The 12,639-nt window shown below is 63.5% G+C and carries 8 protein-coding genes; 6 read left to right on the forward strand and 2 right to left on the reverse strand.

Features of this window, described 5'->3' with window-relative positions:
- Window positions 1-57: 57 nt before the first annotated feature.
- The gene (locus SALA_RS06170; RefSeq protein ID WP_011541524.1) at window positions 58-429 is read left to right on the forward strand and encodes a tRNA-binding protein; all 372 of its coding nucleotides are present in this window, start codon (window positions 58-60) and stop codon (window positions 427-429) included.
- A 209-nt stretch (window positions 430-638) separates the two neighbouring features.
- Here SALA_RS06170 and SALA_RS06175 read toward each other — a convergent pair whose 3' ends face one another.
- The gene (locus SALA_RS06175; RefSeq protein WP_041383774.1) at window positions 639-1,406 is read right to left on the reverse strand and encodes a cyclase family protein; all 768 of its coding nucleotides are present in this window, start codon (window positions 1,404-1,406) and stop codon (window positions 639-641) included.
- 227 nt (window positions 1,407-1,633) lie between these two features.
- Here SALA_RS06175 and SALA_RS06180 point away from each other — a divergent pair, with 227 nt between their 5' ends.
- Window positions 1,634-3,277: an MFS transporter gene (locus SALA_RS06180; protein ID WP_011541526.1), complete on the forward strand. Its 1,644-nt coding sequence runs from the start codon at window positions 1,634-1,636 to the stop codon at window positions 3,275-3,277.
- A gap of 45 nt (window positions 3,278-3,322) precedes the next feature.
- Window positions 3,323-4,369 (forward strand): alanine racemase, encoded by a 1,047-nt coding sequence (gene alr, locus SALA_RS06185; protein WP_011541527.1) that lies wholly within the window; start codon window positions 3,323-3,325, stop codon window positions 4,367-4,369.
- A gap of 70 nt (window positions 4,370-4,439) precedes the next feature.
- Here the strand turns inward: alr and SALA_RS06190 are convergent, their stop codons facing one another.
- A complete protein-coding gene (locus tag SALA_RS06190; protein ID WP_011541528.1) occupies window positions 4,440-7,613 on the reverse strand; it encodes a TonB-dependent receptor domain-containing protein in 3,174 nt (1,057 codons plus the stop codon).
- Between the two features lie 521 nt (window positions 7,614-8,134).
- Between SALA_RS06190 and phaR the strand changes: the two genes are divergently transcribed.
- The 3 genes from phaR to SALA_RS06205 are packed head-to-tail and all read left to right on the forward strand — an operon-like array spanning window position 8,135 to window position 12,536.
- Window positions 8,135-8,668 carry a polyhydroxyalkanoate synthesis repressor PhaR gene (phaR, locus tag SALA_RS06195; protein WP_011541529.1) on the forward strand — a complete coding sequence of 178 codons (534 nt, stop codon included), beginning with the start codon at window positions 8,135-8,137 and terminating at the stop codon, window positions 8,666-8,668.
- Window positions 8,669-8,708: 40 nt separating this feature from the next.
- On the forward strand, window positions 8,709-10,235 hold the full coding sequence (locus SALA_RS06200; RefSeq protein ID WP_041383135.1) for an aminoacyl--tRNA ligase-related protein: 1,527 nt from the start codon (window positions 8,709-8,711) through the stop codon (window positions 10,233-10,235).
- Window positions 10,236-12,536, forward strand: coding sequence for a ribonuclease R family protein (locus tag SALA_RS06205; protein ID WP_011541531.1), 2,301 nt, complete (start codon window positions 10,236-10,238; stop codon window positions 12,534-12,536).
- Window positions 12,537-12,639: the final 103 nt, after the last annotated feature.

Genomic DNA, 12,639 nt, shown 5'->3' on the forward strand with positions numbered 1-12,639 from the left:
TTGAATCCACCGGCGATGGGTCCCCGCCTTCGCGGGGACACGCGAAGGAAGATCGCAATGCACCTGAACCACGACACCGACGCCCCCGCCGCCGACCCCATCAGCTTCGACGATTTCCTCCGTGTCGACATCCGGATCGGCACGATCGTCGAAGCCGCACCCTTTCCCGAAGCGCGCAAGCCCGCGTTCAAGCTGAAGATCGACTTCGGCCCCACGATCGGCGTGAAGAAAAGCAGCGCGCAGATCGTCGAACGGTACATGCTGGAGGAACTGGTCGGGCGACAGGTCGCCGCGGTCGTCAACTTCCCGCCGCGCCAGATCGGCAAGTTCCTGTCCGAAGTCTTGACGCTGGGCTTTGCCGACGCCGAAGGCGCGGTGATCCTGTTTGCGCCCGACCGTTCCGTGCCGAACGGATCGCGGCTGTTTTGACTATTGTGCAGGCTTCGGGGTGGAGAGCCGGCCCGTCGTCTCTTTCGGTTCGCATCGAGCCCTTCGACTGGCTTGCAGGCGCTCCGGATAAACCAGGGTCGAGATGCCTATCGGGGTTGTGCGATGCCGATGGGTGTCTCGACTTCGCGCGACACAAACGGATTGGGGAGGCGGCAACGGATCGTTTCGGTCGTAATCGGTCGTCTGGCTCAATCCTCCACCAATGCCACCGCCCGGATCCACCCCGCGCTGGCGCGTTCGATCTTCACTGGAAAGCAGCTGAAGGTGAAGCCGGTCGCCGGGATCGCCGACAGGTTGGTCAGCTTCTCGATCTGGTAATAGGGCCGGATGCGGCCCGCCTTGTGGCCCTCCCAGATGATCGAAGGATCGCGCGTTTCGGCCCAGCGCTTGGCCGTGTGGCTGAACGGCGCGTCCCAGCTCCACGCGTCGGTGCCGACAACCTGCACGCCGCGCTCGGTGAGGTAAAGCGTCGCCTCGGCGCCCATGCCGCAGCCCTGGTCGATGAAATTGTCGCTGCCATAGACCGCGCCCGACTGGACGAGCACAATGTCGAAGGGTTGCAGGTCATGCCCGATGCGCGCCAGTTCGGCCTCGACCTCGGCAGCGCTCACGACATGACCGTGGGGGCGATCCGAAAAGTCTAGCTTCACTCCGGGGCGAAAAAACAGGTCGAGCGGCGCCTCGTCGATCGACGGGGCAGGGGATGCGCCGCCGTCGGTGGTCGAATGATAATGCCAGGGCGCGTCCATGTGGGTGCCGTTGTGCGTGCTCAATGACAGCATCTCGACCGCCCAGCCCTCGCCGTCGGGCAGGTCTTCGCGCGTCAGTCCGGGGAAGAACATCGCAATCTGCTCCCACGTCTGGTCGTGGGTCATATAGCTGATCTGCGGTCGCATCACCGGCGGGTCGGACACGACGTCGTTGGTGATCGGGATCGAAAGGTCGATGAACTGCATGATGCACAGCTTGCCATCCAAATGACGTCACGCCAAGAAGGCTTGCGCGGTGGCGCAGGCCAGCTAAACCCACCCAAACCCGTTTGTGTCGAGCAAAGTCGAGACACCCTTCGCTCGTGCATGTCTTAAGGGCATCTCGACTTTGGTTTATCCGGAGCGCCTGCAAGGCAGCCGAAGGGCTCGACGCGAACGGGAGGGGACAGGCCGGGGAGGCCAAGGGAGAGCATATGACCGATGCAGCCGCCGTCGCCGACCATGGCGCGGTCTATCAGCCGACGCAGAAAGATATCCGCATGGTCATCGCCGCATCGTCGGCGGGGACGGTGTTCGAATGGTATGATTTCTTCATCTACGGCACGCTCGCGGCGATCATCGGCAAGGCCTTTTTCCCAAGCGACAATGCGACCCTCGAAACCCTGCTCGTCTGGGCCGGCTTTGCGGTCGGTTTTGGATTCCGCCCGCTCGGTGCCGTCCTCTTCGGCTTCCTCGGCGACCGGCTGGGCCGCAAATATACCTTCCTCGTAACCGTTACCCTGATGGGCATCGCGACTGCGGGGGTCGGGATGATCCCGTCGGCGGCGACGATCGGCGTCGCCGCGCCAATCATCGTCATCCTGCTGCGGATATTGCAGGGGCTCGCGCTTGGTGGCGAATATGGCGGCGCGGCCATCTATGTCGCCGAACATTCGCCGCCCGGAAAGCGGGGTTTCTATACCAGCTTCATCCAGGCGAGCGTCGTCGGCGGCTTCGTGCTCAGCCTGATCGTTGTGCTCGGGTGCAAGGCGCTGATGCCCGATGCCGTCTGGGAAAGCTGGGGGTGGCGCGTGCCCTTCCTCCTGTCGCTCATCCTGCTCGGTATTTCGCTGTGGATGCGCCTCAAACTTTCCGAAAGCCCGGTCTTCCAGGCGATGAAGCAGGAGGGCGAACTGGCGCGTAATCCGCTGAAGGAAAGCTTTACCTATCCGGGCAATCCGCGGCGCATCTTCATTGCGCTGTTCGGCATCGCTGCCGGGCTCACGGTGATCTGGTACACGGCGATGTTCTCCGGCCTCTCCTTCCTCAAAGGCCCGATGAAGGTCGAGGAGACCGCCGCCGAAATCATCGTCGGCTGCGCTGCCGCAGTCGGCATGGGCTTTTTCATCTGGGCAGGCCGCCTGTCGGACCGCATCGGGCGGAAAAAGCCGATCGTGTGGGGCTATGGCGCCACGCTGCTGCTGCTGTTCCCGCTTTTCTGGTGGATGGGAAGCGTCGGCAATCCCGCGCTGGCCGCTGCGGCCGAAAGGGCGCCGGTGGTCGTCTCCGGCTCGCAATGCAGCTTCGATCCCTTTGCGCAGAGCCAGGCGACCGCGTGCGGGCGAACGCTGGGTGAACTGACGAAGCTTGGCGTGCCCTATACGGTGGTCGAAACGCCGGGCGGCTTCGACAGCGTCACCGTCCGGATCGGCGGCCGCGAGGTTGCGGGGGAGGATCCCGCGCTGCTCCGGCCCGCGCTCGAGGCGATGGGTTATGACTTTGCCAAACAGGTTCCCGGCGCGGGGGGCATCGCGATCATCTTCCTCGCGCTGCTGGGGCTCAGCGCGCTGTCGGGTTTCACCTATGGGCCGGTCGCGGCCTTGCTGTCGGAAATGTTCCCGCCACATGTGCGTTATTCGTCGCTGTCGATTCCCTATCATATCGGCACCGGCTATTTCGGGGGTTTCCTGCCGTTGATCGCCAGCTTCATCATCGCCAAGACGGGCAATGCCTATGCCGGGCTCTGGTATACATGGGGCGTCGTGCTCGCGGCGTTTCTGATCACCGCCTTCATGCTGAGGGATCCGGTCGAGGGGAAGTGGGATCGCGCCGGCGGCGCGGCGGCGCCCACGTCCTGACGCGCCCCATTGGCGCGGCGCGCGAAGCCGTATAGGGGCGGGGGGATGATTGCCATCGCTCCGCCGCTCCGCCTCCGTCTCGATTCCGACGCGCTTATCGCCAACTGGCGCTGGCTCGCGGGGCAGGGTGGTGCGGCGGCGTGCGGCGCGGCGATCAAGGCCGACGGATATGGGCTGGGCGCGCGCTGGGTGATGGAGCGGCTCGCTGCCGCGGGTTGCCGCGACTTCTTCGTTGCAACCTGGGCCGAGGCTGCGGCGCTGATGCCGCTGCCGCAGGGCATTTCGGTGTCGGTGCTTCATGGAGTCGGCGCCGCCGACATGGTTGCCGCGCGCCTGCTCCCCGCGCGCCCGGTGCTGAACAGCGTCGAACAGGTGCAGCGCTGGCGCGATAGCGGCGAGGGGCGGCCGTGCGACGTGATGGTCGATACGGGAATGAACCGCCTCGGCCTGCGGGTCGAAGAGGTGATGGGCGGTGCGCTCGACGGGCTGGCGATCGACATATTGCTCAGCCACCTTGCCTCGGCCGACGAGGATTGCGGCCAGAATGCGGCGCAGCTGGCGAGTTTTCGATCTTTGCGCGAGACGATACGGGCACGGCGATACAGCCTCGCCAACAGCGCGGGCATCTGTCTTGGCGCCGACTATGCATTCGACCTGACGCGCCCCGGCATCGCGCTCTACGGCGGCACGCCGCGCCGCGAAGCGCAGGGACATATACGGCAGGTCGTCTATCCCGAAACGCGCGTGCTACAGTTGCGCGAGGTCCGGGCGGGCGAAAGCGTCGGTTATGGCGCAACATGGACGGCATCCACGGACACCCGGGTGGCGGTGACCAACATGGGCTATGCCGATGGCTATCTGCGCTGTCATGCCGGGTCGGGTGGCGCGACCTGGCGGGGCCAGTCGCTGCCGCTGATCGGGCGCGTGTCGATGGATTTGACGGCGTTCGACGCGAGCAGCACAGAGGGGCTGCGCGAGGACGACTGGCTGGCGATCGAATATGACCTGCCGACGCGCGCGGCGGCCAGCGGCCTGTCGCAATATGAGCTGCTGACGGGATTGGGGAGCCGGTTCGGGCGCGGGTGGACGTAATAGTAGAGGCGCGTTCACGAAAAAAAGGGGCCGTCTTGCGACGGCCCCCAATTGGTCGGTTAGCCCAGAGTTAGAGCGAAGCCTGGATTCCCGCGTAGAAGAAGCGGCCCTGAACAGGGAAAATACCGCTTCCGGCACCCGTGCCGGTCAGGTCGAACGGCGGGCGCGTATCAAACACATTGTCCACGCCGAAATAGAAGCGGTATTTGTCATCCGGTTCGAAACCGACACGGAACGCGTGATACAGTCGATCCGGATACTTCCTGAAGGGGAAGGCGTCAGGGTTCGTCGGTGGACGCCCCTGATGGGAATGCTGGACTTCCCATGCATCGACCGCTTGTTTGCCGACATAACGCGCACTGTAACCGACATCGATTGTGCCGAAGTCCACATTGGCGTTAAAGTTGGCCGCCCAGATGGGGTCACCCAGCGTTCCGTGGATACGCGTCGAACGCGAAGGATCCGTGATGAAGGAAAAATCTTCGCGATTAAGGTTGTATGTGGCGACGCCGCGCAGGTTGAGCATGACGCCATTGTCGAACGTGCGACGATAAGAGACGTCGAAGTCGACACCTTCCGCCTTGCGCGCCGCGAAGTTGAACGGCTGGTTGAGAAAGGCGGGGCCGAGAACCGGGAAGTTCAGCGTCGGCTGACCAGGGGCCGGAACACGATTTGCCTGCCCATCGAAGGTGAAGTCGATGAGCGGGTTGGGGTCGCGGCGGCGGAAGACTGCAGCACAGAACGGATTGTCCAGCCCAACCGGATCGTCATAGCAGCGATTGATGATCGCCTGACCCGTTAATCCCTGGATCACATTGGTGACCTTGATTCGGTAATAGTCAACTGTGATCGCGAGACCGGGCACGAACCTGGGCTGGAACACGCCACCAATTGTCAGACTTTTCCCAACCTCAGGAATCAGATTGGGGTTGCCCTGATTGAAACCGGAAACGCCCGACGCCGGGGTGTTCACCCACGGTATCGTGTTTCCATCGACGACCATCGTTGTCGGAATGCCGGCCGCGGCACAGTTGCGGACACGGTTCGGATTGTCGTTGATGACCGTCTGACTGCACGGGTCGATGAGTCCGTTGGCGAAAGTTTCAGACCGGGTGGCGAACAGATTGCCAAGATTGGGTGCCCGAACCGACCGGGCATAGCCCGCGCGGAAACGTATATCGGGAATTGGTGCATATATGCCGCCGAAGTTATAGGCCCAGACACCACCGACGGATCCGCCATAGTCCGAATATCGGGCCGCACCCTCAAGCGTCAGTTCGTGCGCCAGCGGAACGTCGCGCAGCATCGGAATCCGCAGTTCGCCGAACACTTCCTTGATTTCCACCGAGGGTGGTTCAAAGACTGCTATCGCATTGAGGAAAGTTGCCCCCGAACGCGTGAAGGGGTCGAAGGCTGAATAAGCGTCTTCCCGACGATATTCGCCGCCGATGGCGAATCCGACCGGGCCGCCCGGAAGGCTGAAGAACCCCTCGGTACTGCCTGAGAGGAACGCAACCGCATTGATCTGCTCCGCCCATTGCTCGCGAGACGACGTGTAGAGCACATAGTCTTTCGCCGCCTGCGATGGCGCACCAAAGCCAAACGGGTTCAGCGGAGCGCAGGCAGGATCGTCATTTGCCGGGTTCGCGTCCGCGTTGACGGCGCAAACAATCTGGCCCGCAGAATTGCGCACCGCATTAGTCGCGCGGTTGAACTTGGCAACGTCGACGTTGCCGCCGGTTTCATAATAGGTCTCAGTCCGACCGTAGTTGAACGCAACTTCATAGGTCAGGTTCGAACTGGTGCCGAGATCGCCACGCACACCGGCGACAATTCGGTAGGTTTCGCGGCGATGGTCTTCCGCGCGCGTACCAAGATCGTTATTGAAGCGCTGCATCTGGAAGGTCGTCGCGCCCGGAGCCAGAATCGTCTGCAGCGTCTGGCGGGCCTGATCCGTCAGAAACGGGTTGTTGATCGAGAAGATCGGGTTGAGAGCGCTGGCGATAAAGGTCGGCTGCGTCGATTGCTGCGTCGCATTGATTCTGACGTACTTGGCTTCAATGAAAGGCTCGAACGCCGGCGATATCTCCACATGAGAAAGCAGGTTGACAGCGATGCGCTCGATCCCGGGAAGCAGCATCGCGTCCTCCAGACCCGATGCACCCAAGCCAAACAGCGCGGAGCCGCCCGCGCCACGATTGTCGACCAGCCCATTTTCCGGTCCATTGCGAAGCAACGTACCGTCAGGCTGGAATGCGTAATTGTAAGAGAAACGACCGCCCGAGGTCGGCGAAAGCTCGCCGGTGCAGACCGCGGCGACTCGCGCTGCATTGGTTCCGGTTGCCGCGGGGCAACTGGTGAGGACCATGCCGCCGAGCGACACTGTATTGAAGGTGAAGCCCGCCGGAAGGAAGCGCGTATTGGGAACACCGTTATTGTTTCGGTTGGGAACCGGCGTCGGAACGCCATTTACCAACCTGAACGCCGGCTCAACGACTTCAAAACCCGCCGGCCCAACTCCGGTCTCGGCTCCCAGATAGCTACGATCAGCGAAAAAAACCGGGTTTGCGCGGGCATATTCGACAGCCACCGCGACATTTGCGCGGCCATCCATGAAGTTTTTGCCCGCGATACCCGAAACGAAATATGAGCCGCGATCGCCGTAGGTGGACACGCCTCCCTGACCACGAAGCTTGATCCCATCGAAATCGCGCTTGGTAATGAAGTTGACCACGCCGGCGACGGCATCCGAACCATAGATTGCGGAATTGCCCCCCGTGATGACATCAACACGCTCAAGTAGGTCGACCGGGATCGTGTTGGTATCGACGTCATACGATCCCGGAGAAGACGTGACGTGACGCCGACCATTAACAAGAACGAGCGTACGTTCCGTGCCGAGGCCGCGAAGGTCCAGCAAGTTGATGCCGGCGGTGCCGATAAAGCGCGTAGAGTTTGCCTGGCTGAACGTGGCACGCAGCGAAGGCAGCTCGTTGAGCGCGTCGCCGAGTTGAATGTCACCGCGGTCCGTAAGGTCGCCCACAGGAACAGCCGTCAGCGGCACGCTCGATTCGAGATTGGGACGCGCGATGCGTGAGCCAGTAACAACGATAGCGCGCTCAGGATTCTCTGTCTCATCGGCTGCTTCAACCGAATCCTCACTCTCCTGCGCCAAGACGGGCTGGCTGACAGATATGGCTACTGCAAAGGCAGCAGCACCCAAAAGCAGGTGTGACTTCGTCATTTGTAACTCCCCGGTTGGCCCGTTCGAAATCAGAGATGAACGGATTGTCTCTCAGAAAGACCGAAAATGGCGCAGGCACAAGCCCTTCGTGGCAATTTTGTGTCACAATGCCTTGAACTCGGCGAGGCTGTGGCATTCGCGCCACAGTGCTACCGTGATCGGCCGCGAAGGACCGGATAATATGCTGACGCCGGTGCGACACGAACGCGCGTCAAAGGCGCCGTATGCGAGAAAAGATTACATCGAATCGGTTTCAAAGGTAACTATATTGCACCAGATGTCCTGGGGCAGGGCGTGCATTGCGGCAGACCGCTCCGCAAGCCCTTCGTCTCGGCATCCGTGTGAACATCCGCAGCCATGCAATCCGGGGACGACAACAGCGCGGAAGGGACGAGCCGGCCGAGTCGCCGGAATCCTTCCCGCCACATGTTGCGATGCATCATTATTTGGTGCTAATGCCCAGGCTTGTCCGGACCGGCGCGGTCGCCACGAAACCGGAATGCACAGGAGCTGAAGCCATCATGGCGAAGTCCAAAGGGACGGCCGACGACGATGTCGTCACGATCAAGAAATACGCCAACCGGCGGCTCTATGACACCGAACGCAGCTGTTACATCACGCTCGACGATCTGGGTGCGATGGTGCGCGACGGGCGCGAGTTTCGCGTCGTCGATGCCAAGAGCGGCGAGGATATTACGCACAATGTGCTGACGCAGATCATCATGGACACCGAAACGCGCGGCGAAACGCTGTTGCCGGTGCCTTTTCTGCGCCAGCTGATCGGCATGTACGGCGACAAGATGCAGGCGATGGTCCCGCAATATCTGGAAGCGTCGATGGCGGCGTTCCGCAAGAACCAGCAGGACGTCCGCGCGGCGTTCGAAGGGGCGCTGGGCGCCAATCCGCTTGCCGAACTGACCCGGCGCAACATGGAAATGTTCCAGCAGGCCGCGGGCGCTTTCATTCCGGGGGCGGGCAAGGCAAAGGATGCCGAAATCGCGGCGCTGAAGGCCGAAGTGGCCGAACTCAGGGCCGAGCTTGCAAAAAAGAAATAGGCGGGACGTCGTTCCGCACCCGAGCATAGAAACAGGACCGATGATCAAACATGCGCTCAGCGTAACCCGTCAGGCCGACTTCGCGGCCTGGTATCAGGACGTGATTGCCGAGGCCGATCTGGCCGAGGAGTCGGGGGTGCGCGGCTGCATGGTCATCAAGCCGTGGGGCTATGGCATCTGGGAACGCATCCAGACGGTGATGGACGCGGCGATCAAGGATGCCGGGGTCCAGAACGCCTATTTCCCGCTGTTCATTCCCTTGAGCTTCTTTGAGAAAGAAGCCGACCATGTCGATGGTTTTGCAAAGGAAATGGCGGTCGTCACGCACCACCGGCTGATCGCGGACAGCAAGGGGAAACTCGTTCCCGATCCCGAAGCGAAGCTCGAAGAACCGCTGATCGTCCGCCCGACGTCGGAAACGGTGATCGGCGCCGCGATGAGCCGCTGGGTGCAAAGCTGGCGCGACCTGCCGCTCAAGGTCAACCAGTGGGCGAATGTCGTGCGCTGGGAAATGCGCACGCGCATGTTCCTGCGCACGAGCGAGTTTCTGTGGCAGGAGGGCCATACCGCGCACGCCGACAGGGACGATGCGATGGCCGAGACGCTGCGTGCGCTCGAAATGTACCGCAGCTTTGCCGAGGATGTGCTGGCCATGCCGGTGATCGCGGGTGAAAAGCCCGAAAATGAGCGGTTTCCGGGCGCGGTCGCGACCTATTCGATCGAGGCGATGATGCAGGACGGCAAGGCGCTTCAGGCCGGCACGTCGCATTATCTGGGTACCGGTTTCGCCGAAGCCGCGGGCATTCGCTATCAGGACAGGGACGGCGGGCACAGCCTGTGCCATACGACGAGCTGGGGCACATCGACGCGCATGATCGGCGGCGTGATCATGACGCACGGCGACGACGACGGGCTGCGCTGCCCCCCACGCATCGCGCCGCACCAGATCGTCATCGTCCCGATGCTGCGCGACAATGGCGAAGACGCCGCGATCCTCGATTATTGCCGCGACCTCGAAAGTCGGCTCAAGGCGCTCGACGCCTTCGGCGAGCCCGTGCGCGTGCTGCTCGACACCGGCGCGAACAAGGCGCAGACGAAACGCTGGGGCTGGGTCAAGAAGGGCGCGCCGATCATCGTCGAGGTCGGTCCGCGCGACGTCGCGGGCGGCAATGTCGCGGTGATCCGGCGCGACCGGCTTTATCAGGAAAGCGGCAAGCTCAATTCGGCATTCGTCGCGAAAGGCGATTTCATCGCCGACGCGGCGGCCACGCTGGAGGACATCCAGGCGAGCCTCTATGCCGAAGCGCGCGAGCGGCTCGACGCCAATATCCGCCGCGACGTCACCGACCTCGCCGCGCATTTCTCGGGTGAGGACAGGTTCGTCGGCTGGGCCGAGGTGCAATGGGCACGCCCGACCGGCGGCGCGCTCGACCGGATTGTCGAGCAGCTGAAGGCGCTCAAGCTGACGATGCGCAACACCCCGCTCGACGCCGCGCCCGCGGACAGCGCGTGCATCTTCACCGGCGAACCCGCGGTCGAGCGCGTGTTGATCGGGCGGACCTATTAATTGGCGAAACGGCAACAGCCTGCTGGTCTTCCCAGCCCGGAACAGATCCTGCGTTTCATCGAAGAAAGCAGGGACGCGGTCGGCAAGCGCGAGATCGCGAGACATTTCGGCCTGCGCGGCGCCGACAAGATTGCGCTCAAGGCGCTGCTCAAGGACATGACCGATGAGGGGCTGGTCGACCTGGCGCCCGGACGCGCCTTCCACAAGCATGGCGGGCTGCCCAAGGTAATGGTTCTGCGGGTTGCGGCGGTCGAGGGCGATGTCGTCTGGGCGGTCCCCGACCGCTGGGAGGGGGCCGGGGCGCCGCCGCGCCTTCGGATCATGGAAAAAGGGCGCAAGGGCGCGCTTGGACTCGGCGACCGCATCCTCGCGCGCACCGAGGAACGCGGCAGCGGCCATGTCGCGCACCCGATGAAAAAATTGCAGGCGGGCGGCGAGACGATCATCGGCGTGCTCGTGACCGATACCGGCCCCGGCGGCAAGCCGGTGACCTGGCTGCGCCCTGCCGACAAGCGCGCGCGGTTCGACTTCGCGGTGGCGGACATGGGCGACGCGGCGATCGGCGACCTGGTGCGCGCCGAGCTGTCGGGGCGCGGTCCGGCGACGAGGGCGCGCGTGATCGACCGCATCGGTGATCCCTTTGCGCCGCGCTCGCTCAGCATGATCGCGATCGCGAAGCATGAGATCCCGCACATCTTCGGCGACGAGGTGATCGACGAGGCCGAGCGCGCGGCAAAATTGCCGCTCACCACCGACGGGCGCGAGGATCTGCGCGACCTGCCGATCCTTGCGATCGACCCCGCCGACGCGCGCGACCATGACGACGCTGTGTGGGCGGTCCCCGACGACGATCCCGGCAACAAGGGCGGTTTCCGCGCCATCGTCGCGATCGCCGACGTCAGCTATTATGTCCGTCCCGACGGCGCGCTTGACCGCGAGGCGCGGCGGCGCGGCAACAGCGTCTATTTCCCCGACCGGGTCGTGCCGATGCTGCCCGAAACGCTGTCGGCGGGCGTCTGCTCGCTCAAAGCGGGGCAGGATCGCGCCGCGATGGCATGTCATCTGGTGATCGACAAGCATGGCAAGGTGACGTCATGGCGCTTCACGCGCGCGCTGGTGCGACTGCGCGCGAACATTGCCTATGAGCGCGCGCAGACGGCCTATGACGCCGGCGCGCCCGACGCGGGATGGGACGACGATGTGCTGTCGGCGCTCCGCCATCTTTGGGCCTGCTGGACGCTGCTCGCCAAGGCGCGCGCGGCGCGGGCGCCGCTCGACCTCGACCTGCCCGAACGGCAGGTGATCCTCGACGAACAGGGCGGCATCGCTGAAATCCGCGTGCGCGAACGGCTCGACGCGCACCGGCTGATCGAGGATTATATGATCGCGGCGAATGTCGCGGCGGCCAAGGCGCTCGAAGCGAAAAAATCGCCCGTCATGTACCGCATCCACGAACCGCCGAGCCGCGAGAAGCTCGTCAGCCTCAAGGATTATCTGGAGACGTTCGAGCAGGGCTTTGCGCTGGGGCAGGTCATTACGCCCGCGGTGTTCAACCGGCTGATCGATGGTTTTTCAGGCGACGACCGCTTGCCCGAAATCATGGAGGCGATTTTGCGCAGCCAGACGCAGGCCTATTACGGCCCCGCCAATGCGGGGCATTTCGGGCTGGCGCTCGGCTCCTATGCGCATTTCACTTCACCGATCCGCCGCTATGCCGATTTGATCGTTCACCGTGCGCTGGTCGATTCATACCGGCTCGAAGTGCCGGGCAAGCCGAAAGGCCTGCCCGCGAAGACCGGGCTGGGCGAGGCCGATGCCAAGGGCCTTTCGCGCATCGGCGAGGCGATCAGCGCGCTCGAACGCCGCGCAATGGAGGCCGAGCGCGAAACGGTCGACCGCTATGTCGCCGCCTATCTCGCGGGCAAGGTCGGCGAGATCGTCGCCGCGCGGATCACCGGGGTGCAGCCGTTCGGATTCTTTGCTACGGTCGACGGGCTGGGCGGCGACGGGTTGGTGCCCGTCTCGACCCTGGGCAGCGAGCGTTTCTTTTATGACGAGGCGGCGCGGACGCTCGACAGCGAACATGGCCGCGTCAGTTTTTCGGTCGGTCAGCGGCTCGACCTCAGGCTGGTGGACGCCAATCCGGTCAGCGGCGCGCTCCGCTTTGAATTGCCCGATGCGCCCGAAGGCGGATACCGGAACCGCCCGCCGCGGCGCGACGGGGTGAAGAAAGCGGGCAAGCCTATGGTCGGCAAACGCGGGCGGCCTGCGAACATCAAGCATAAGGGGCGGAAGCGTTGAACCATTTCAGCCCTCCCCTTCAGGGGAGGGCAGCGAGACTTGCCGGCTTGCCGGCTTAGTCGCAGCGGGTGGGGGCCATCGGCCTTGCGCAAGGCCGATGGCC

The organism is Sphingopyxis alaskensis RB2256 (assembly GCF_000013985.1).
Classification (GTDB): domain Bacteria; phylum Pseudomonadota; class Alphaproteobacteria; order Sphingomonadales; family Sphingomonadaceae; genus Sphingopyxis; species Sphingopyxis alaskensis.